17 protein-coding genes and 1 pseudogene are annotated in these 20,615 nt (G+C 71.5%); 9 read left to right on the top strand and 9 right to left on the bottom strand.

All coding sequences use genetic code 11. The annotated features are described in order from the left end of the window. Entirely contained in the window at positions 1–573 is a 573-nt protein-coding gene (locus tag MUN74_RS07625; protein ID WP_244855874.1) for a TetR/AcrR family transcriptional regulator, read from the bottom strand. A gap of 74 nt (positions 574–647) precedes the next feature. Between MUN74_RS07625 and MUN74_RS07620 the strand changes: the two genes are divergently transcribed. The 3 genes from MUN74_RS07620 (at position 648) to MUN74_RS07610 (ending at position 2,155) form a co-directional block, all read left to right on the top strand. Then, a complete protein-coding gene (locus MUN74_RS07620) occupies positions 648–1,220 on the top strand; it encodes a dihydrofolate reductase family protein (protein WP_244855873.1) in 573 nt (190 codons plus the stop codon). An 84-nt stretch (positions 1,221–1,304) separates the two neighbouring features. Continuing rightward, positions 1,305–1,652, top strand: coding sequence for a hypothetical protein (locus tag MUN74_RS07615; RefSeq protein WP_244855872.1), 348 nt, complete (start codon positions 1,305–1,307; stop codon positions 1,650–1,652). A gap of 2 nt (positions 1,653–1,654) precedes the next feature. Beyond that, a complete protein-coding gene (locus MUN74_RS07610; RefSeq protein WP_244855869.1) occupies positions 1,655–2,155 on the top strand; it encodes a hypothetical protein in 501 nt (166 codons plus the stop codon). A 341-nt stretch (positions 2,156–2,496) separates the two neighbouring features. Here the strand turns inward: MUN74_RS07610 and MUN74_RS07605 are convergent. The 4 genes and pseudogenes from MUN74_RS07605 to MUN74_RS07590 all read right to left on the bottom strand — a co-directional run. Continuing rightward, a pseudogene (locus MUN74_RS07605) lies at positions 2,497–3,729 on the bottom strand (alpha-hydroxy acid oxidase); the annotation flags it as partial. Between the two features lie 55 nt (positions 3,730–3,784). Next, complete coding sequence (locus tag MUN74_RS07600) at positions 3,785–4,486, bottom strand: FadR/GntR family transcriptional regulator (protein WP_244855868.1); 702 nt, start codon at positions 4,484–4,486, stop codon at positions 3,785–3,787. Positions 4,487–4,616: 130 nt separating this feature from the next. Further along, complete coding sequence (locus MUN74_RS07595) at positions 4,617–5,651, bottom strand: NAD(P)-dependent alcohol dehydrogenase (protein ID WP_244855867.1); 1,035 nt, start codon at positions 5,649–5,651, stop codon at positions 4,617–4,619. Positions 5,652–5,717: 66 nt separating this feature from the next. Next, the gene (locus MUN74_RS07590) at positions 5,718–6,803 is read right to left on the bottom strand and encodes an NYN domain-containing protein (protein WP_244855866.1); all 1,086 of its coding nucleotides are present in this window, start codon (positions 6,801–6,803) and stop codon (positions 5,718–5,720) included. A 177-nt stretch (positions 6,804–6,980) separates the two neighbouring features. Here MUN74_RS07590 and MUN74_RS07585 point away from each other — a divergent pair, with 177 nt between their 5' ends. Further along, positions 6,981–7,949, top strand: a complete 969-nt coding sequence (locus MUN74_RS07585; protein ID WP_244855857.1) for an aldo/keto reductase — start codon at positions 6,981–6,983, stop codon at positions 7,947–7,949. Positions 7,950–8,107: 158 nt separating this feature from the next. Beyond that, the gene (locus MUN74_RS07580) at positions 8,108–9,697 is read left to right on the top strand and encodes a serine hydrolase (RefSeq protein WP_244855856.1); all 1,590 of its coding nucleotides are present in this window, start codon (positions 8,108–8,110) and stop codon (positions 9,695–9,697) included. A gap of 9 nt (positions 9,698–9,706) precedes the next feature. Here the strand turns inward: MUN74_RS07580 and MUN74_RS07575 are convergent, their stop codons facing one another. Further along, the gene (locus MUN74_RS07575) at positions 9,707–10,648 is read right to left on the bottom strand and encodes a 2-hydroxyacid dehydrogenase (protein WP_244855855.1); all 942 of its coding nucleotides are present in this window, start codon (positions 10,646–10,648) and stop codon (positions 9,707–9,709) included. 95 nt (positions 10,649–10,743) lie between these two features. Here MUN74_RS07575 and MUN74_RS07570 point away from each other — a divergent pair, with 95 nt between their 5' ends. The 3 genes from MUN74_RS07570 to MUN74_RS07560 all read left to right on the top strand — a co-directional run bounded on the left by MUN74_RS07570 (position 10,744) and on the right by MUN74_RS07560 (position 14,174). Further along, positions 10,744–11,259, top strand: coding sequence for a hypothetical protein (locus tag MUN74_RS07570; RefSeq protein WP_244855853.1), 516 nt, complete (start codon positions 10,744–10,746; stop codon positions 11,257–11,259). A 110-nt stretch (positions 11,260–11,369) separates the two neighbouring features. Continuing rightward, positions 11,370–12,731 (top strand): NADP-specific glutamate dehydrogenase, encoded by a 1,362-nt coding sequence (gene gdhA, locus MUN74_RS07565; RefSeq protein WP_244855851.1) that lies wholly within the window; start codon positions 11,370–11,372, stop codon positions 12,729–12,731. A 30-nt stretch (positions 12,732–12,761) separates the two neighbouring features. Further along, positions 12,762–14,174, top strand: coding sequence for a GH1 family beta-glucosidase (locus tag MUN74_RS07560; protein WP_244855850.1), 1,413 nt, complete (start codon positions 12,762–12,764; stop codon positions 14,172–14,174). A gap of 1 nt (position 14,175) precedes the next feature. Here the strand turns inward: MUN74_RS07560 and MUN74_RS07555 are convergent, their stop codons facing one another. Together MUN74_RS07555 and MUN74_RS07550 are read right to left on the bottom strand one after the other, a co-directional pair. Next, positions 14,176–15,549 (bottom strand): MFS transporter, encoded by a 1,374-nt coding sequence (locus MUN74_RS07555; protein ID WP_244855844.1) that lies wholly within the window; start codon positions 15,547–15,549, stop codon positions 14,176–14,178. A gap of 5 nt (positions 15,550–15,554) precedes the next feature. Then, positions 15,555–16,049, bottom strand: coding sequence for a MarR family winged helix-turn-helix transcriptional regulator (locus MUN74_RS07550; RefSeq protein WP_244855843.1), 495 nt, complete (start codon positions 16,047–16,049; stop codon positions 15,555–15,557). An 89-nt stretch (positions 16,050–16,138) separates the two neighbouring features. Between MUN74_RS07550 and MUN74_RS07545 the strand changes: the two genes are divergently transcribed. Continuing rightward, positions 16,139–16,552 (top strand): nitroreductase/quinone reductase family protein, encoded by a 414-nt coding sequence (locus MUN74_RS07545; protein ID WP_244855842.1) that lies wholly within the window; start codon positions 16,139–16,141, stop codon positions 16,550–16,552. A 138-nt stretch (positions 16,553–16,690) separates the two neighbouring features. On the opposite strand, the gene MUN74_RS07540 is transcribed toward MUN74_RS07545, so the two are convergent. After that, positions 16,691–20,497, bottom strand: a complete 3,807-nt coding sequence (locus tag MUN74_RS07540; protein WP_244855841.1) for an NPCBM/NEW2 domain-containing protein — start codon at positions 20,495–20,497, stop codon at positions 16,691–16,693. Positions 20,498–20,615 lie beyond the last annotated feature (118 nt).

Here is a 20,615-nt window from a genome sequence, read left to right as displayed (position 1 = left end):
TCAACCCGGTGGCAGCAGTCCCGTCACGAGCGCGTCGACGACCTCGTCGGTCGAGGTGCCGGGATCGATCGGCATCGTGAGCCGGTCGAGCACGAGCCCGTCGAGGGCGTAGTGGAAGAGCGCGATCTCCCGGCGGCCGCCCGGCAGGCCGGCCGCCTCGTTGAACGCGATGTCGGCCGCGAACGCGGTGCGCTGCCACTCGTGCAGCACGGCGGCGACCTCGGGGCGGCGGGTGCTCTCGAGCCGGAGCTCGAAGAGGGCGAGCGTGACCTCGCGCTCGGCGCAGAGCCGGCGCACGATGTCGCGGACGTAGTCGGCGAAGAGGGCCGGGCCGACGGGCTGCGTCGCCCGGGTGCCGAGGTCGTCGTCGGTCGGCCCGAGACGTTCGCCGATGCGCGTGACGAGGCCGCCGATGAGCGCGTCGCGGCTGCGGAAGTAGTTCGAGGTCGTGCCCGTCGGCACACCCGCCTCGACGTCGACCGCGCGGTGGGTGAGCCCGCGTGCGCCCTCGCGGGCGAGCACCGCGAGACCGGCATCGGCGAGCAGTCGGCGGCGGTCGTCGTTTCGGGCCATGCGTCCGAGTGTAGACAAGATCACGACAGCTGTAGTAGTTTCGCAACCACAACATCAGTAGTGGATAGGGAACGATGCGAGAACTCGTGTACTACGTGGCCGTCAGCCTCGACGGCTTCATCGCCGGACCGAACGGCGAATTCGACGCCTTCGACGCCGAGGGCGACCACATGGCGACGATCTACGACCGCTACCCCGAGTTGATGCCGACCGCCGGAGCGGCCGCGCTCGGGGTCGACCAGTCGACCAAGACCGTCGACACCGTCGTGATGGGCTGGAACACCTACGCCGTCGGCCTGCCGTTCGACATGACGAGCCCCTACTCGCACCTGCGGCAGATCGTGTTCTCCCGGTCGCACCAAGCCGAGGGCGAGAACCTCGTCGTGACGGCCGACGACCCCGTCGAGGTCGTGCGGTCGCTCAAGGCCGAGGACGGCGCCGGCATCTGGCTCTGCGGCGGCGGGTCGCTCGCCGGGCAGCTCGTCGACGAGATCGACCGCCTCGTGCTCAAGGTGAACCCGAAGCTCTTCGGCGACGGGGTGCCGCTCTTCGCAGGCCTCGACTACCGCCCGCGCGGCTTCGAACCCGTCGTGAGCACGCCCCACGGGTCGGGCGTCGTCATCGCCGAGTTCGCCCGCACCCGCTGAGGGGCGGAGCGGCTCCAGCCCGCAACCCCCTTGTCGCGGTCGCCGCGGCGACCTAGACCGGAGGGGACGGAAGGGAGCAGGCACATGGCCATCAGGCTCAACGAAACGGCGCTCCGCCACGCGAGATCGCTCGTGAACGACGGCGACGTCGTGCGCGACGAGCGCGACGACTGGAGCGAGCACGCGCCGAGCACCGACGACGAGAACGCCCTCATCGACGACGAGGGGTGGACCGAGTACCGGCACTGGCACCTCGGCATCGACGACGACGCCGACGACGAGACGAAGGAGGCGTACTCGTTTCCGTACGGCGACTTCCGCAAGGTGCACCGCTGCGCGGTGATCTCGCTCGAGAGCCGGGCGGGTCAGTACGACCACGACGACGTCCGCGATGCAGCGAAGCGCCTGCTCGACCTGATCGACGAGGGGTGAAGATGCGCGACTCGACGCGGGCAGAGCGACGCCGCGCGAAGGAGGCGATCGCCGCGGTGCGCGACATGGAGGGCGAGGTGCGGCGCATGGCGAAGCACCTGCCGCGCGACGCCCGCGGGCGTCGCAGGCTGGACGCGGCCGTCGGCTTCGCGGAGGCCGGGGCGCGGGCGGCGGAGGCCGAACGCCGCCGATCGCCCCGGCTCGCCGCGCTCCTCGCCGAACGTGCCGCCGCACGGCTCGACCGGATGTCGATCCGGTACGCGCCGGGCTCGGGCGCTCGTGCGGGTCATGGCGGCGCCGTCGCACCCGTCGGTGCCGACGCCGCGCAGCGTGCACGGCGGCGCGCGAAGCTCGTGGCGCGCCGCCGCAAGCAGGCCGACCAGGTGCGCAAGATGGCAACCCGGGCGGCCGCACTCACGATCGCCCAGTCGATCGTCGTGCCGAACGACAAGGCGGAGGGGCGAGGCGGGCGAGCGGCATCGCGGCAGGCGCGAGGGCGCTGACCCCACGGCCTTCGCCGACACGGATCGTCGGCGACCTGCGAGGTCGCCGGTCAGTCGGCGGCGGCCTCGGGGGCTGCGGCACCGCCCGTGCGCGGCTTCGCGGAGGCCTTCGCCGCGGGTGCCTTCGCCCGGGTCGTCGTCGACGACTTCGCCGCGGCCGCCGCGGTCTTCGCACCCGTCGTCGTCGTGGCCGCCGACTTCGTGGCCGCGGTCTTCGCGCCCGTCGTCGTCGTGGCCGCCGACTTCGTGGCCGCCGACTTCGCGGCCGGCTTGCTCGCACGCGTGGTCCGCACGGTGGTCGGCTTCGACGACGCGGCCTCGGCAGCGGCATCCTGCACCGGTCGCGCGATGGGCTGCAACCTCGCCAGCTGGGTGACGTGCTGGGGGCCGAGCTCGTCGAGCGTCTCGACCTCGAGCAGCTTCATGGTGCGCTCGATCTCGGTGCGCAGGATCGAGATCGTCTTGTCGACGCCCGCGCGACCGCCGGCCATCAGTCCGTAGAGGTAGGCGCGGCCGATGAGCGTGAACCTGGCGCCGAGGGCGATGGATGCGACGATGTCGGCGCCGTTCATGATGCCGGTGTCGACGTGCACCTCGAGGTCGCCGCCGACCTCGCGCACGACGTGGGGCAGCAGGTGGAAGGGGATCGGCGCCCGGTCGAGCTGGCGCCCGCCGTGGTTCGACAGCACGATCGCGTCGACGCCGCGGTCGGCGAGCAGCTTCGCGTCGCCGACGGCCTGCACGCCCTTGACGGCGATCTTGCCGGGCCAGATCTCGCGGATGATGTCGAGGTCGTCGAACGAGATCGTCGGGTCCATCGCCGAGTCGAGCAGTTCGCCGACCGTGCCGCCCGTCGAGCTGAGCGAGGCGAACTCGAGCTTCGGGGTGGTGAGGAAGTTGATCCACCACGCCGGGCGGGGGATCGCGTTGACGATCGTTCCTGGCGTGAGCTGCGGCGGGATCGAGAAGCCGTTGCGCTTGTCGCGCAGGCGCGCGCCGGCGACGGGGGTGTCGACCGTGAAGAAGAGGGTGTCGAAGCCGGCGGCCGCGGCGCGCTTCGCGAGGTCGTACGAGATCTCGCGACGGCGCATGACGTAGAGCTGGAACCAGTTGCGCCCGTTCGGGTTCGCGGCCTTCACGCCCTCGATCGAGGTCGTGCCGAGCGTCGAGAGCGTGAACGGGATGCCGGCCGCGCCCGCCGCACCGGCGCCGGCGACCTCGCCCTCGGTCTGCATCAAGCGGGTGAACCCGGTGGGCGCGATGCCGAACGGCAGCGCGCTCGGGCCGCCGAGCACCTCGCGGCTCGTGTCGACCTCGGGCACGCTGCGCAGGATGCCGGGGTGGAACTCGATGTCCTCGAACGCCTGGCGGGCGCGGGCCAGCGACAGCTCGCCCTCGGCCGCACCCTCGGTGTAGTCGAACGGCGCCTTCGGCGTGCGGCGCTTCGCGATCGCGCGCAGGTCGGCGATCGTGAGCGCCTTGTCGAGGCGGCGCTTCGTCGCGTTGAGCTCGGGCGCCTTGAAGCGCATGAGCTCGGCGAGCTCCTTGGGGTTCGGGAACTGGCGCTGGACCATCGTGGTGCGTGCCTCTCGTGGGTCGGTGCCGGCGGTGGACGCCGGTCGTGGTGGGTCAGTGGTGGTCGACGAAGGTCTCGGCGTAGTACCCCGAGATGTGGTCGTGGATACGGGTGCGGGCAGCGTCGGCGTCGCCCGCCCGGATCGCGGCGACGACTGCGCGGTGCTCGCCGCGCAGGCGAGCGGAGGTGGTCGGCCAGTCGTCGATGCGGGCGAGCCCCTCGAGCGCGTACCCCTCGATGCCGCTGCGCAGGCCGGCCATGGTGGCCGTGATGACCTGGTTGCCGGATGCCTCGGCCAGTGCGAGGTGGAACTCGGCGTCGAGCGCGAGGAACTCCGCGGGGGTGAGCCCGGGGGAGTCCATCGCGTCGAGGAGGCGCTCGGCGGCGGCGAGGTCGGGGGTGCTGCGCTCGGCGAGCTCGCCCGCGACCGTGCTCTCGAGCAGCAGTCGCGTGCGCACGATGTCGGCGACCGGGAACCCGCTCGCGGCGACCTGCAGCCGCATGAGGGTGCTCATGCCGCCCGATGGCGTCGCGATGATGATCGCTCCGGCGTTGGGACCCGAGCCAGCCTGGGTGCGGATGAGCCCGAGCACCTCCAGCACCCGCAGTGCTTCGCGCACGCTCGAGCGGCCGACGCCGAGGTCGGCCGAGAGCGCGCGCTCGCCGGGCAGCCGGTCGCCCGGGCGCAGGCGCCCCTCGATGAGCTGCGACTCGATGTGCTCGAGCACGGTGCGCCACGCGCGCGTCTCGCTCATGCGGTCGCCTCCCTGCGCTCGTCGTGGTGCCACCTGTGGTCTGACCACACGCTACCACATGTGGTCAGACCACACAGCGGATGCCCCGGGGTCGGCCCCGGGGCATCCGCATCGCGTCTCGAACCGCGCGTCAGGGCACGACGACCGCGCGCCCGCGCAGGGTGCCGTCGTGCAGGCGCCGGTACGCCTCGGGCGCCTCGTCGAGCGAGAAGCGCTCCGTCTCGATCTTGACGAGCCCCGCTCGGGCGAGGTCGAACACCTCGAAGAGCTCGGCCCGTGAACCCCAGTAGGGCGAGCGCACCGTCGCGTCGTACGGGGTCATGAGCATGCCGGCGGGCAGCATGCCGGCGCCGACGCCGACGATGACCTGGTCGCCCTCGACGGCGAGCATCGCATGGCCGGCGTCGAGCGTCGGCTGGATCGCGACGAAGTCGAACACGGCCGCGGCGCCCCGGCCGCCCGTGAGCTCCTTGACGCGTGCCGGTGCCTCGGCGTCGGAGGGGAACACGTGGTGCGCCCCGACCTCGGTCGCGAGCCGCAGCTTGTCCTGGCTGACGTCGAGCGCGATGACCGTCGCGGGCGTGAGCGCGCGCAGGATCTGGATCGCGACGTGCCCGAGTCCGCCCGCGCCGATCACGACCGCGGTCGTCCCTGGTCCGAGCTTCGGCAGCGACATCTTGATCGCGTGGTACGGCGTGAGCCCCGCGTCGGTGAGGGCGACGTGCTCGACCGGGTCGAGGTCGCCGAGCGGCAGCAGGAACCTCGCGTCGGGCACGATCATGTATTCGGCCATGGCACCGGGTGCGCCGAGGCCCGGCGGCCGGATCTCGAGCTCGGCGGCGCGCTCGCAGTAGTTCTCCTTGCCCTGCGCGCACTGCACGCAGCGGCCGCAGCCCCACGGTCCGTAGACGGCGACGGCCTCGCCGAGCTCGACGCCCGTCACGCCCTCGCCGAGCGCATCGACGACGCCCGCGCCCTCATGGCCGAGCGTGAGCGGCAGGCCGTAGACGTACTGCTCCTCGTTCAGCCCCATGATGAAGCTGTCGGAGTGACACGCTCCGGCGGCCGTGATCCTGAGCCGCACCTCGCCCGGCCCCGGCTCGGGCGTGTCGATCTCGACCAGCTCGGGCTCCTGCCCGATCGCGCGGTACTGCAGTGCCTTCATCTCGATCTCCCCTTCGTGATGGCCCTCCGCCGGTCGAGGGGCCGACGAACGAGGCGTCTCGAAACCTCAGTCCTTCTTCGGCCGGATTCGCACCCGCCCCCGGCCCGTCTCGTCGAGCTCGACGACGCCGCCGCGCGACTTCAGGAAGTCGGTGAACGACGCGAACCCGAGCCGCCGCTCCTGGAACGACGGGTCCATGCGCAGCATCTGGTTCTTGACGGCGCTCGACGACTGCCACTCCTCGTCGTTCTTCGAGTGCAGCAGCTCGATCGCCTTCTGCAGCAGGCGGCCGGGGTTGCGCGGGCTGCCCGTCGGTTCGGCCTCCGACGGGTCGGTCGGCGCGACGAACTGCAGCACGCGAGCCGACGGGCGCTCGACCGGTTCGGCGGGCGCTGCCGGCTCGGCGGGTTCGGTGGGCTCGGACTTCGCGCGGCGCCTCGAGCCGCTCTTCGACGTCTTCTCGGGTGCGGATGCCTCGGGCTCGGCGTCGGCCGCGGCATCCGGCTTGCTCGTGCCCGAGCGCCGGCGGCGGTTCGGCGCGGGTTCGGGTGCTGCCGCGGGCGAATCGGCTTCGGACTCGTCGACGGCCGCGTCGGTCGTGAGCAGCGCGTCGTAGTCGGCGAACTCGTCGACCGCCGCCGTGAGGGCCCGGCTCGTGCCGCCGGCGACCCCGATGCCGACGACGTAGCGGCCGAGCCGCTTCGCCTTCTGCGCGAGCGCCACGTAGTCGGAGTCGCCCGCGACGATCACGATGTGCGAGAGGTCGTCGATGCGGAACATGTCCTCGACGGCGTCGACCGCGAGCCGGATGTCGGCGCCGTTCTTCGTCGCCGACAGCGGGAACAGCTGCACGAGGTCGACGGCGCGGTCGATGAGCTGGCCGCGGTAGCTCGCGTTCACGGGCGTCGACCAGTCGGCGTAGGCGCGGGCGATCGCGATCGTGCCGAACGTGGCGGCGAAGTCGAGCACGGCGTCGATGTCGACCGTCGCCTCGCGCAGCTTCTCGGCGGTCTTCGTGCCCGCGGCCGGGGCCTTCGACCGCGAGGTGTCTTTTCGGTAGGCGAAGTCGCCGTGGAGCTGGTCGTACCGCGAGATGACGATGTTGTCGAAGTCGAAGTAGAGGGCCACGCGGGGTTCTGCCGAAACGGGCATGTCGACCTTCCGTCGGTTGGCGTCACCTTCGAGCCTATGCCCGCGCGAGCCCATCGCGCAGGCGTCATCGTGCGCAACACGGGGAATACCGTCCCGGCGTCGTGGTTGTGGTCACTGCCGGCGGGTCCACCTCGCCGATGCCGACCCCTGCCGTCCATCGACCCGACTGGAGCACACGTGACCGAGACCGCCACCGCCGCCCGCGCCCGCATCGGCGCATCCGACCTCGAGATCGCGCCGCTGTCGCTCGGCACGAACGTGTTCGGCTGGACCGCCGACCGCGATGCGACGTTCGCCGTGCTCGACGCGTTCGTCGCGGACGGGGCGAACTTCGTCGACACCGCCGACGGCTATTCGGCCTGGGTGCCCGGCAACACCGGCGGCGACAGCGAGCGGCTCATCGGCGAATGGATCGCGGCCCGCGGTTCGCGCGACGACGTGGTCATCGCGACCAAGGTGAGCACGCACCCCGAGTACCCGGGCCTCGCCGCCGCCAACGTGCGTGCGGCGGCCGACGCTTCGCTGCACCGTCTCGGCACCGACGTCATCGACCTCTACTACGCCCACTTCGACGACGCCGAGGTGCCGCTCGAGGAGACGGTCGGGGCGTTCTCGGCGCTCGTCGACGCCGGCAAGGTGCGGGCCATCGGCATCTCGAACTATTCGCCCGAGCGCATCGACGAGTGGTTCCGGGTCACCGAGGCGAACGGCTTCCACCGTGCGGTCGCCCTGCAGCCGCACTACAACCTCGTCGAGCGCGACTTCGAGTCGAACGGCCTGCGCGAACGCGCCGAGCGCGAGGGGCTCGCGGTCTTCCCCTACTTCTCGCTCGCGAAGGGGTTCCTCGCCGGCAAGTACCGCACAGAGGCCGACGTCACCGCCGATGGGGCGAGCGTGCGCGCGGGCGGCGCCGCGCCGTACCTCGGCGAGCGCGGCGACCGGGTGCTCGCCGCGCTCGACGAGGTCGCCGCGGCACACGGCGCATCGGTCGCCGCCGTGTCGCTCGCCTGGCTGCGGCAGCAGCCGACCGTCGTCGCGCCCATCGCGAGCGCCCGCAACGTCGAGCAGCTCGGCGACCTGCTCGCCTCGATCCAGCTCGAACTCAGCGACGCGGAGCTGACGGCGCTCGCCGACGCCTCCGCCTGACGCCTGGGCCTGGACGCTCGGGCCCGGACGCCCGGGCACGATCGCACCGGGAGGGTGCCGGTCGTGCGCCGGGGCCGGGCCGGACGCTAGGCTGCGCTCGTCGCTTCATGGGGGGAGCCGGGGCTCGGTCAGTCCGGCGCGAACGGGGGAGGAACGCCATGCGCGTCATCCGAATCGCCGTACTACCGGTCATGGTGATCGTGGCCGCAGCACTCGCCGGATGCACAGCGGCTCCGCCGTACGCGCCGAGGATCGAGCTCGGCGACGCGCCGCCCGCCGACGCCGTCGAGCTCGCCGAGGGCGGCCTCGACTCGGCGATCGAGTCGCTGCCCGATCTCATCGAGCGCGTACTCGACGAGACGGGCGTGCCCGGCGCGGCGGTCGCGGTCGTGCACGACGGCGAGACGGTGTTCGCCGACGGGTTCGGGGTCAAGAAGGTCGGGGAGGACGACCCCGTCGATGCGGAGACGGTGTTCCAGGTGGCGTCGATGTCGAAGCCGATCGGGGCGACCGTCGTCGCGACGCAGGTCACCGACGGCGTCGTCGGCTGGGACACCCCCGTCGCGCCGCTGCTGCCCGGCTTCGCCCTCGCCGACCCATGGGTCACCGAACACCTCACGGTCGGCGACCTCTACGCCCACCGGTCGGGCCTCCCGCTCGCCGCGGGCGACGACCTCGAAGACATCGGCTACGACCGCGAATACGTCATCGACCACCTGCGGTACCAGCCGCTGAACCCGTTCCGCACCAGCTACGGCTACGCCAACTTCGGCATGACCACGGGCGCCGAGGCCGTCGCGAACGCCGCGGGCGTCGACTGGGAGACGCTCTCGGAACGCGAGCTCTACGAGCCGCTCGGCATGACCTCGACGAGCTCGCGCCACGACGACTTCGTCGCCCGCGACGACCGCGCGGCGTTGCACGCGCTCGTCGACGGCGAGTTCCAGCCGCTCTACGAACGCGACCCCGACGCGCAGTCGCCCGCGGGCGGTGTGAGCTCGAACGTCGTCGACCTCGCCAAGTGGATGGAGTTCGTGCTGGCCGACGGCGTCGTCGACGGCGAGACGCTCATCGACGCGGCCGACCTGGCGGCGGCGATGCGCCCGCAGGTGACCTCGGCCCCGTCTGACGTGCCCGGCATGCGATCGGGGTCGTACGGCTACGGATTCAACGTCGGCACGCAGACGAGCGGTCGCGCGACGGCCTCGCACTCGGGCGCCTTCGTGCTCGGCGCGGGCACGAACTTCCAACTCGTGCCCTCGCTCGGGCTCGGCGTCGTCGCCCTCACGAACGGGGCGCCGGTCGGCGCGGCCGAGGCGATCGTGAGCGAGTTCCTCGACCTCGTGCAGTACGGCGAGTCGACCCGCGACTGGGTCGAGGCGTATGGAGCGGCGCTCGCGCACTACCGCGAGCCGGCGGGAGACCTCGTCGACGCGACGCCGCCCACCTCTCCGGCCCCGCCGACGGCGCCGCTCGAGTCGTACGCCGGCACGTGGTCGAACGAGTACTTCGGACCGGCCGAGGTGGTGGTCGCCGGCGACTCCCTCGTGGTGCGACTCGGGCCCGACGGCGGCTACGAGGTGCCGCTCGAACCGTGGGACGGCGACGTATTCGCCTTCACGCCGAGCGGGGAGAACGCGCCCGAGGGCTCGCGCTCGTCGGTGACGTTCGAACTCGGGCGTTCAGGGGAGTCGGCGATGACCGTGCAGTTCTTCGACGGCAACGGGCTCGGAACCTGGACCCGCTGATCGGCCGGCTCAGCTGCGCAGCACCACGTTCTCGGGCTCGTCGCCGCGCAGCATCCGCTCGATCTGACGACGCAGGAGGCGCGCCATGCGCGGCATCATCGCGGTCGAGGCGCCGCCCACGTGCGGCGTGACGAGCACGTTCGGCAGCGCGAAGAGCGGGTGGCCGTCGGGCAGCGGCTCGGGCTCCGTGACGTCGAGCGCGAAACGCAGCCGGCCCGTGCGCGCCTCGGCGAGGATCGCATCGGTGTCGGCGACCATGCCGCGTGCGACGTTCACGACGAGCGCGCCGTCGGGAAGTGCCGCGAGGAAGGCGGCGTCGACGAGCCCCGTCGTCGCGTCGTTGAGCGGCACGCCGACGATCACGATGTCGGCTTCGGGCAGCAGCCCCGGCAGTTCGTCGACGCCGTGGATGCGGCCCCGCTCGTCGTCGCGCGCGTGACCCGCGACCCGCGTGATCTCGACCTCGAACGGCTCGAGGCGCGCCTCGATCGCCCGGCCGACGCCGCCGTACCCGACGATCAGCACGCGTCGGTCGGCGAGGCTCGCATGCCGGGCGGGCGCCCACCTGCCGGGGCCGGCTTCCGTCGGCTCGGCCGCCGCGCGCACGAAATCGGGGATGCCGCGCTGCGAGGCCAGCACGAGCGCGAGCGCGAGCTCCGCGGTCGACGGCTCGTGCACGCTCGCGGCGTTCGCGAACACGTGCCCGGGCGGCAGGGCCGCGGCGATGTCGTCGTAGCCGATCGACTGCGACTGCACGAGGCGCGTCGTCACGTCGGCGAGTGCGCCGAGCCGGTCGGACGTGCCCATGTACGGCGGCACCACGATGTCGACATGCGCGGCGGGCGGGGGCGAATCGAGGTCCCACACGACGACTTCGGCACCGTCGGGCGGAGTGCCGAGCGCATCGCGCAGGGTGGTGCCGGGCACGGAGACGAGGAGCGTGGCAGCCATGCTCCGATCCTCGCAGACCGGCTGCGTGCCCGTGGCAGGCGGTGCGGTCGCGATCCTCGCAGACGCCGGAGATGGCTGCTGCTAGCGTTCAGCGCATGGACCACCGCCACCGGGAGGACCGCCCCGAGGACGAACGGACCGACGCCCTGAAGGAGCGGGTCTACGCCACGTTCACGGGCCTCGCGATCGTGCTCGTGCAGCAGGCGAACGTCGAGCACGTCGACGCCAACCGGGCGGTCGTGACGCTGCTCGTCGGCATCGTCGCGATCACCGCAGCCGGGTTCGTGGCCGACGTCATCGCGCACCTCGCCGTGCACAACGCCTTCCCCGATCGGGCCGAGGTCGGCCGCATGCTGCGCGTCTCCGGTTCGGCGATCGCCTCTGCGGGCGTGCCGCTCATCCTGCTCGCGCTCGCCGCGGTCGGCGTGTTCACGCTCGAGGGTGCGCTCCGGGCCTCGTCGATCGTCTACATCGCGACGCTCGGCGTGATCGGCTACGTCGCCGTGCGCCGCACCCGGATCACGTGGTGGAAGCAGCTCGTGGCGCTCGGGACGCTCATCGCGCTCGGCCTCGCCGTGGTCGGGCTGCAGCAGCTCGCGCACGGGCACTGAGCGGGTCCGCGTCACACTTCGCCGAGGCATCCTCGACGCTGGGTATGGTGGAGGGCGTCGCGCGCGAGCCCTACCACGCGGCATCCCCGTCTCTGAGAGAAGGAGCGCGCGTGACCGCACCTCGCACGGCAATCGACGACGTCTACGCCCAGATCCTCGCCCGCAACCCGGGCGAGTTCGAGTTCCACCAGGCGGTGCGCGAGGTCTTCGGATCCCTCGACCGGGTGCTGGAGCGCAACCCGCACTACGTGCAGGCGTCGATCCTCGAGCGCATCTGCGAGCCCGAGCGGCAGATCATCTTCCGCGTGCCGTGGGTCGACGACTCGGGTCGCGTGCAGATCAATCGCGGCTTCCGCGTGCAGTTCAACTCGGCGCTCGGGCCCTACAAGGGCGGCCTGCGCTTCCACCCGACGGTCGGCCTCGGCACGGTCAAGTTCCTCGGATTCGAGCAGATCTTCAAGAACTCGCTCACGGGCATGCCGATCGGCGGCGGCAAGGGCGGCAGCGACTTCGACCCCAAGGGCAAGAGCGACGCCGAGATCATGCGGTTCTGCCAGTCGTTCATGACCGAGCTCTCGCGCCACGTCGGCGAGTACCGTGACGTGCCCGCGGGCGACATCGGCGTCGGCGGTCGCGAGATCGGCTACCTCTTCGGCCAGTACAAGCGCATGACCAACCAGTACGAGTCGGGCGTGCTCACGGGCAAGGGACTCACGTGGGGCGGCTCGCTCGTGCGCACCGAGGCCACCGGGTACGGCGCGGTCTTCTTCACGCAGCACATGCTCGAGACGAAGGGGCGGTCGTTCGACGGTGCGCGCGTGCTCGTGTCGGGCTCCGGCAACGTCGCCGTCTACGCGATCGAGAAGGTGCACGAGCTCGGCGGCGTCGTCGTCGGCGCATCCGACTCGTCGGGCGCCGTGTACGACCCCGACGGCATCGACGTCGCGCTCCTGCGCGAGGTCAAGGAGGTGCGCCGCGAGCGCATCGAGCGCTACGCCGCCGACCGCGGCGGCCGGGCCGAGTTCGTCGCCGGCGCCACCGTGTGGGACCTCGCCGACCGCGGCCCCGTGCACGTCGCGCTGCCGTGCGCGACCCAGAACGAGCTCGGCGAGGCGCACGCGCGGGCACTCGTCGCCGCGGGCGTCGTGGCCGTCGCCGAGGGCGCCAACATGCCCACGACGCCCGAGGCGATCGCGGTGCTGCGCGAGGCCGGTGTGCTGTTCGGGCCGGGCAAGGCGGCGAACGCGGGCGGTGTCGCGACGAGTGCGCTCGAGATGCAGCAGAACGCGTCGCGCGACTCATGGAGCTTCGAGCACACCGAGGAGCGGCTCGCCGCGATCATGGAGGCCATCCACGAGCGCTGCGCGACGACCGCCGAGGAGTACGGGGCGCCGGGCGACTACGTCGTCGGCGCCAACATCGCCGGATTCATCCGGGTGGCCGACGCGATGCTCGCGCTCGGCGTGATCTGAGCCCGGACCGCAGAGCAGGGGAGAGCCGTGATGAGCAGCGCAGATCGTACCGAGGCGCCGGGCGGCCTCGTCTTCCCGCCCGGCTTCGTGATCGGCTCGGCGACGGCGTCGTACCAGATCGAGGGGGCCGCGAACGAAGACGGGCGCACGCCGTCGATCTGGGACACGTTCAGCCGAACGCCGGGCCGCACCTGGAACGGCGACACCGGCGACGTCGCGTGCGACCACTACCACCGGCTCGAGTCCGACCTCGACCTCATGGCGTCGCTGGGCCTCGAGGCGTACCGCTTCTCGCTCTCGTGGTCGCGACTGCTGCCGGGCGCGGGAGATCGGCCGAACCCCGCCGGCGTCGACTTCTACTCGCGGCTCGTCGACGGGCTGCTCGACCGCGGCATCCGGCCCATCGCCACGCTCTATCACTGGGACCTGCCGCAGGAGCTCGAGGACGCCGACGGCTGGACGAACCGCGACACCGCGCTGCGCTTCGCCGAGTACGCGGGGCACGCCGTCGACGCGCTCGGCGACCGCGTGCACACGTGGACCACGCTCAACGAGCCGTGGTGCTCGGCGTACCTCGGCTACGGTTCGGGCGCGCACGCGCCGGGGCGCACCGACGGCGCTGCCGCACTCGCCGCGGTGCACCACCTGAACCTCGCGCACGGGCTTGCGGTGCCGGTCATCCGCGAACACGCCACGAACGACCCCGACGTGTCGGTGACGCTCAACTTCCACGTCATCCGCGGCGGCGACGCCGAGGCGACCCGCCGCATCGACGCGCTCGCGAACCGCGCGTTCACGAGCCCGATGCTGCTCGGCCGCTACGACGACGACCTCATCGCCGACACCGCTGCGGTCACCGACTGGTCGTTCGTGCGCGACGGCGACCTCGGCCTCGTGCACCAGCCGCTCGACGTGCTCGGCGTCAACTACTACTCGACCGTGACCGTCGCGATGTGGGACGGCACGAGCGAGCGCAGCCGAAACGACGGCCACAAGGACGTCGGCGGCACGCCGTGGCCCGGCAGCGAGCACGTCGAGTTCCTGCCGCAGGCGGGCCCGTACACCGACATGGGCTGGAACATCGCCCCCGACGGCCTCGAGGACCTGCTCGTCTCGCTCGCCGCGCAGTTCCCCGATCAGCCGCTCATGATCACCGAGAACGGTGCGGCATTCGCCGATGTGGTGACGCCCGGGCCCGACGGGCCGCGCGTGCACGACGCCGAACGCGTCGACTACCTGCAGCGGCACTTCGCCGCGGCACGGCGTGCGATGGACCGCGATGTCGACCTGCGCGGCTACCTCGTCTGGTCGCTGCTCGACAACTTCGAGTGGGGCTACGGCTACTCGAAGCGGTTCGGCATCGTGCGCGTCGACTACGACACGCAGGAGCGCATCGTGAAGGACAGCGGCCGCTGGCTGGCCGGGCTGCTCGCGTCGCGCTGAGTCACGCCGTGCGGCGTGCGCCTGCGCCCGTCGCGTCGGCGATCGGCGTCGCCTCGGTGGGCACCGCGAGCGCCTCGGTCGGCACCGCGATGGCCGACGTCGGAACGACCGCGATCGCGGCGGTCGGCGGGGCGTCGAAGCGCACCGCGGGTGCCCAACGGCGATCGGGATGCCGCGTGAGACGCATGCCACGCGAGGTGACGAGCCAGATCGCACCGATGAGCGCGGCGAGGCCCGCGGCGATCGCGGCGACGCCGAGCCCCCAGCGCGGGCCCCAGCTGTTCGCCACGGCGCCGACGATGGGTGCGCCGATGGGCGTGCCGCCGGAGAGGATCGCGAAGTACAGCGCGAGCACGCGCCCGCGCAGGGCGGGCTCGGTCGTCGTCTGCACGTAGCCGTTCGCGGTCGTCAGCATCGTCACGGCGGCGAAGCCGATCAGCACGGTCGACGCGGCGAACAGGGGGAACGTCGGCATCACAGCCGAGATGAGCGCGGCGACGCCGAACCCGGCGGCCGCGAGGATCACGACGCGGATGCGCGCGCGTTCGCGCCGGGCGGCGAGCAGGGCTCCCGCGAGCGACCCGATCGCCAGGATCGAGTTGAGCAGCCCGTACTCGCCCGCGCCGCGGCCGAACTCGACCGCCATGGTCGAGGAGAAGATCGGGAAGTTCATGCCGAACGCGCCCACGAGGAACACGATCACGAAGACGACGACGAGGTCGGGCCGGCTCCACACGTACTTGAATCCCGCGACGAAGGCCCCGCGTTCGCGGCTGGCCCGGGGCATCCGCTTCAGCTTCTTGCCCTTGAGCATGGCGAGCGCACCCAGCACCGCGACGAACGTGAGCGCGTTGATGATGAACACCCAGCCCGAGCCGACGAGCACGATGAGCACGCCCGCGACGGCCGGGCCGATGAGGCGGGCCGTGTTGAACGAGGCCGAGTTGAGCGCGACCGCGTTCGACATGTCGGTGCTCGACACGAGGTCGGTGACGAAGGTCTGGCGTGCGGGGTTGTCGATCGCGTTCACGATGCCGAGCAGGCCCGCGAAGACGTAGAGCTGCCAGAGCTCGGCGTGCCCGCCGAGCAGCAGCAGGCCGAGGCCGAGGGCGAGCAGCATGAGCGCCGTCTGCGTGCACATGAGGATCTTGCGCCGGTCGAAGCGGTCGGCGATGAGGCCCGTGACCGGCACGAGCAGAAGCTGCGGGGCGAACTGCAGGGCCATCGTGATGCCCACGGCGAACGCGTCGTTGTCGCTGAGCTCGGTGAGCACGACCCAGTTCTGGGCGGTGGCCTGCATCCAGGCGCCGACGTTCGAGACGAGGGCGCCGATGAACCAGATGCGGTAGTTGACGTGGCTGAGGGAGCGGAACATGGCACTCACTGGTCGAGGAGCCTCCCGAGGATCGTGGTGGCGCGCGCGAGGACCTCGCGGTCGTCGGGGCTGAGGGCGGCATAGCGCTTCGCGATCCAGGCGTCGCGGCGCTTGCGGGTCTCTTTGACGGTGGTGTCGCCGGCGGGCGTCACCTCGACGAGCACCCTGCGGCGGTCGTCGTCGTCGGTGCGACGGGTGACGTAGCCCGCATCGACGAGGCAGTTGACCGTGCGGTTCATGCTCGGCGCGGTGACCCGTTCGAGCTCGGCGAGCCGGCCGATGGTGAGCGGCCCCTCGCTGTGGATCCACCCGAGGGTCGAGAACTGCGAAGCGCTGATCTCGGTGTCGCTGCGCTGCTGGCGCAGGCGCCGCGAGAGGCGCATGACCGCGATGCGGAGTTCGGTCGACTGCTCGGCGAGCGTGCGGCGATCGCGGGTCAGGCGGGGGGATGCTGCGGGGCTGGGCCGCTCGGGCGCGGCCGTACTCGTGGCATCGGTCATAATGCTTAGTCTAACAAATTAGTGTGGCTAAGTATTTCGATGGCGTCTGAGGCGGGAAGATTCCGCGCCTCGCCCGGGTTGCAGACGGCATGGGTTGGAATGATGACGTCATCGAGCAGTTCCGCAGCAGCAAGGGCACGGAGAACCACTGGGGTCCGAAGTTGGTGATCCTGCACTCCATCGGCGCGAAGTCGGGCGAGAAGCACCTGAATCCGGTCGTCGGATTCCGCAACGACCGCGGCTGGCGGGTGGTGGCGTCGAAGGGCGGCGCACCTGAGAACCCCGCCTGGTACCACAACCTGCGTGCGAACCCCACGTTCGACCTCGAGGCGCTCGTCGACGGCGAGATCGTCGTGCAGACGGTGACGGCGACCGAGATCCCCGACGACGAGTGGCGCGCCGCGTACGACGAGATCGTGCGCGAGGAGCCCCAGTTCGGCGGATACCTCGACAAGACCGACCGCCGGATCCCCGTGCTGCAGCTCACGCCCAGCGAGCGCTGAGCGGGCGGAGCGGCGCCGCCCGACCGCCGGAGAGGCAGACCGCCTGGGTGACGACGAACGGATGCCTCGGCGAGCAGGCGCTCGCCGAGGCATCCGTCGGTGCGGGGCGGGCTGTAGGGAGCCCGCCCCGCACGGTCGTCACTCGCAGGTGAACTTCGCGTCGCCCCACACACCGTGGGCGCCGTTGATGCTGCCCGGCGCCTCGACGATCAGGTCGACATACTGCACGCCGCTGAGGTCGACGTCGACCGACTCGGGCGCGAACCCGGGCGTGAACGTGCGCGACTGGTAGCGGTTCTCGCCGTCGGCGTCGACCTTGAAGATCACGTTGCCGGCGAAGTTCGCCTCGAGGCCCACGTCGGCCGTGAACGCCGAGCATGCGCCGCCCACGTAGTACGTGATCTTCGAGAGCGCGTGCACGCCCAGACCCTTCGCGTACGTCGGGTGCTGGCCGGTCGCCGGGTCGGTGTAGTTGATCGCGAGCGGCACGTCGGGCGAGTTCGCCGCGTCCTTGTTCGCGACGTTCTTGCCGATCACGCCCCAGCCGTTGGTCGCGCTCAGCCACGGCAGCTCCGAGGCGTAGACCGTGCCCGACGGCGGCGTCGGCAGCGGCTGGTCGACGACCTTCCAGTCGAAGATCCGCATCCGCGACTCCGTCGGCAGCACGACGTAGGCGAGCTCCTTCGACGGGTTCAGGCGCAGCACGTTCGAGTACACCTGGTACTTGCCCGTCGGGTACTCGTACACGTTCGGGTTCGTCGCGCTGTTGCGCCCGAGCGACGTGATCGCCACGGTCGACCCCTGCAGGCCCGATGCCTGCAGCAGCCAGTTCGGGAAGTACACGTTCTGCTTCGCCACGCTGCCGTCGGTGTAGTGCAGCTCGAGCTCGGGGTTGACCCCGCCGCCGGTCGCGGCCGAGGCGAGCACCGCGAGGTGCGTGCCCTGGCCCGAGAGCGCGATCGTCTGCCCGGCTGGCGACACCGAGTCGGCCGCACCGCTCGGTGCGGGCCAGGTGTACTCGATGGCCGCGTCGCCCGTGCCGACCGTGACGGTCGAGCCCGGCGTGACGCCCGCCCGGGCGAGCGCCTCGGCCGAGAAGCTCGCGCCGCCGCCGTCGAAGTTCGCGGCCTTCGCGGTCGCGATCTCGCTGATCGAGTCGGCGTTGTAGGCGCCCGCGAGCGAGCCGTACGCGACGTAGATCTGGTTCGCGCCCGACGCCGTCTGCGGCGAGCCCTGCGACGTGTACGCCGCGTCGACGCCGACCGTCTGGCGGTCTGCCGCCGCGGCATCCGTGACCTCGAACACGAACTCCGCCGTCGCCGAGGCGCCGGCGCCGACCGTGCCGGGCCGGTCGCCCGTCGCGGAGACGAGGGTCCAGCCCTCGGGTGCGGCGGGCGTCAGCACGACGCCGTCCTTCTTCTTCGTGCCGGTGTTGCGGAAGGTCGCCGTCACCGTCGTCTGCTCACCCTGGAAGACGCGGTCGACGAGGTCGACCGACACCGAGGCCGCCGACGCGTCCGCGTCACGACCGCCGACCGAGCTCGTCGCGGCGAGCACGACCTCGGCGCGCTCACCCGAGGCGATCGGCGCGAGCTTCACGGTGACCACACCGCCCGCGTCATCCGCGTCGTAGAACCAGCCGGATGCCGCGGACTCGAGTGCCTCGAGCGACGAGGCCTGCTTCAGGCCCTTGCCGTCGACCGCCACGTTCGCCGGCGCCGAACCGGTGTGCGCCTCGATCACATACGGGCGGGCGTCGGCCTTGCCGGCGTAGTCGCCCTCGCGTTCGCCGATGCCGATCGTGACGGTGCCCTTCTTGCCGGGGGCCGGCGCGTCGACCGTGAACTGCTGCGTGCTCGACTCGCCGTCGGCGTAGCCGCGGGTCACCTTGTCGTCCTCGTAGAGGGCGAACTCGCTCTCGTCCTGCGGGTAGACCGACAGGGTGACGGGCGAGTCCTCGGGCACGAACGACGCGTTGCGGGCCACGATGCCCTGGGGCACGAGGGCACCGGCGCGCACGAAGATCGGCAGCTTGTCGAGCGGTGCGGGGTGGCCGTTGATCACCTGGCCGCCCTCGTAGAGCTTGCCCGTCCAGTAGTCGACCCACTGCTCGCCCGCCGGCAGGTAGATGCCGTTGCGCACGGTCGTCTTCGTGAAGACGGGCGCCACGAGGTAGTCGCTGCCGAGCAGGAACTCGTTGTTCGCCTCGACGCTGTAGGCGCCCTGGTCCTTCGGGTACTCGAGCGCGAGCGAGCGCATCATCGGCAGGCCGCTTCGGTGCGACTCGGCCGCGAGCGAGTAGATGTACGGCATGAGCTGCTGGCGCAGCTGCAGGTACGAGCGGTTGATCGCCGTCGCCTGCTCGCCGTACAGCCACGGCCGCTTGTCGACCGAGGCCCAGCCGCTCATCGAGTAGAGCGCGGGCGCGAACGCCTTCCACTGCAGGTCGCGCACGTAGCTCTCGGCGCTGCCGCCGAAGATGCCGTCGACGTCGCCCGTCGTGAAGGGCAGGCCCGAGTTGCCCGCGCCCGTGAGCGCCGAGACCTGCCAGCGCACGGCGTCGAGGTTGCCCGAGTGGTCGCCCGTCCACTGCATGCCGCAGCGCTGCGCACCCGCCCAGCCCTCGACCATGAGCGAGGTGCCGCGAGCGTCGGAGTACTGCTCGATGCCGTCGTGGGCGGCCTCGCAACCGGTGAGCGCGAGGCGGTAGCCCGAGCCGACCCAGGCGACGTCGAGCTTGCGCAGGCGGATGCCGGCGTCGCCGACCTCGTACTCCTGCTGGGTGAGCGAGCGCTGCGTCCACAGGCCGGTCTTGAGGCCGGTCTCCTGCTCGATCGCGTCGACCGTCTCGGGCAGTTGCTGGTACTCGCAGCCGTAGCCGTCGTTGACGAGCATCCAGCCGCCGGGCATGTCGTTCTCGACGAAGTCCTTCGCGATCTCGAGCGCCTGGGGCGTCTTGAGCTTCGCGGGGTCCCTCGTGCCCGAGTAGGTCGGGCTCGAGCGGTTGTAGCAGTCGGCGTCGCCGTACTCGAGCGCGTAGACCGGCGGCATGATCGGCCGGCCGGTGAGCTTCGTGTAGCCGTCGAGTGCCGACTCGTAGTCGCCGACGAAGTAGAACGCGTCGAAGCGCTGCTCGGCGTGGGTCGTCGTGCCGGCGGCGAAGTCGTAGCTGCCCGCGGCGAACGTGTCGCGCAGCACGCCGTAGCCGTTCGACGACATGTAGTAGGGCACCGCGTTCGGGTAGCCCTCGTCGTCCCAGTCGAAGTTCTTGGCGACGTTGATGGTCGCGCCCGTGTGGATGGAGCGACCGTTCTGCATGCCGCCGCCGAGGAACTGCTCGCCGTCGATCGGGGCGAGGTGCTGGGTGGTCGAGCTGCGGCCGAACGTGAGCGGCGCCGACTCGGCCCAGACGGTCGAGCCGTCGGCGCGCTCGAGCGACGTGCGCCCGGTGGCGCGGTCGATCTCGAGGGTGGTCTTCGCGGTCGCGATGGTGATCGTGTCGCCGTCGGTGACCGAGACGGATGCCCCGTCGAAGTCGTCTTCGCCGACGACGATGTTCGCGGTGCGGGTCGGGTCGCCCTGCGGGGTGTTCGCCGGGTCGGTGAACTCGCCGGTCGGGGTCGCCTCGAGGCGGAGGGTGCGGTCGTCGAGGAACGTCGCGCGCAGCGCGCCGTGCTCGGCCTCGAGCGTGACGGTCGCGCCGTCCTGCTCGACGCCCGTGATCGCGCCGAGCGTCGTGCCGGTCTCGTCGACGGGAACCTCGGGGTTGACCTTCTTCGGCGTGATCGGCGTCGGTTCGCTCGACGCGGCTTCGGCAGTGCTCGGCGGCGCGCCGACCGCGAGCACGAACGAGCCGAGGCCCGTCATCGCGACGAGGGCGGCGAGGCCGAGGGCGGTGAAGCGGCGTGGCGCCCCGAGGGGGCGTGTACACGGTTGCTGCATCATTGCTCGCAATCTCAAAGTGATGGTTTCTGACGTTTAGGGCCACCAAACGTTCACATTCGAGCACTGCGGCACCACCGCCGTCAAGGGGGCGTCCGGGATCGGGACGATCGGCTCGAGC

This window comes from Agromyces sp. H17E-10 (assembly GCF_022919715.1).
Lineage (GTDB): Bacteria > Actinomycetota > Actinomycetes > Actinomycetales > Microbacteriaceae > Agromyces.
The sequence above is the reverse complement of the archived record's forward strand: the minus strand, read 5'-3'. Positions and strand labels throughout refer to the sequence as shown.

Excerpts from the sequence above, each read along its gene's own strand:
- MUN74_RS07590 (WP_244855866.1), bottom strand. The coding sequence starts at position 6,803 with ATGCCCGTTTCGGCAGAACCCCGCGTGGCCCTCTACTTCGACTTCGAC.
- MUN74_RS07600 (WP_244855868.1), bottom strand. The coding sequence starts at position 4,486 with ATGAGCGAGACGCGCGCGTGGCGCACCGTGCTCGAGCACATCGAGTCG.
- MUN74_RS07620 (WP_244855873.1), top strand. The coding sequence starts at position 648 with ATGCGAGAACTCGTGTACTACGTGGCCGTCAGCCTCGACGGCTTCATC.
- MUN74_RS07550 (WP_244855843.1), bottom strand. The coding sequence starts at position 16,049 with ATGACCGATGCCACGAGTACGGCCGCGCCCGAGCGGCCCAGCCCCGCA.
- MUN74_RS07610 (WP_244855869.1), top strand. The coding sequence starts at position 1,655 with ATGCGCGACTCGACGCGGGCAGAGCGACGCCGCGCGAAGGAGGCGATC.
- MUN74_RS07540 (WP_244855841.1), bottom strand. The coding sequence starts at position 20,497 with ATGATGCAGCAACCGTGTACACGCCCCCTCGGGGCGCCACGCCGCTTC.
- MUN74_RS07595 (WP_244855867.1), bottom strand. The coding sequence starts at position 5,651 with ATGAAGGCACTGCAGTACCGCGCGATCGGGCAGGAGCCCGAGCTGGTC.
- MUN74_RS07625 (WP_244855874.1), bottom strand. The coding sequence starts at position 573 with ATGGCCCGAAACGACGACCGCCGCCGACTGCTCGCCGATGCCGGTCTC.
- MUN74_RS07580 (WP_244855856.1), top strand. The coding sequence starts at position 8,108 with ATGCGCGTCATCCGAATCGCCGTACTACCGGTCATGGTGATCGTGGCC.
- MUN74_RS07575 (WP_244855855.1), bottom strand. The coding sequence starts at position 10,648 with ATGGCTGCCACGCTCCTCGTCTCCGTGCCCGGCACCACCCTGCGCGAT.
- MUN74_RS07560 (WP_244855850.1), top strand. The coding sequence starts at position 12,762 with ATGAGCAGCGCAGATCGTACCGAGGCGCCGGGCGGCCTCGTCTTCCCG.
- MUN74_RS07570 (WP_244855853.1), top strand. The coding sequence starts at position 10,744 with ATGGACCACCGCCACCGGGAGGACCGCCCCGAGGACGAACGGACCGAC.
- MUN74_RS07545 (WP_244855842.1), top strand. The coding sequence starts at position 16,139 with ATGGGTTGGAATGATGACGTCATCGAGCAGTTCCGCAGCAGCAAGGGC.
- MUN74_RS07615 (WP_244855872.1), top strand. The coding sequence starts at position 1,305 with ATGGCCATCAGGCTCAACGAAACGGCGCTCCGCCACGCGAGATCGCTC.
- MUN74_RS07555 (WP_244855844.1), bottom strand. The coding sequence starts at position 15,549 with ATGTTCCGCTCCCTCAGCCACGTCAACTACCGCATCTGGTTCATCGGC.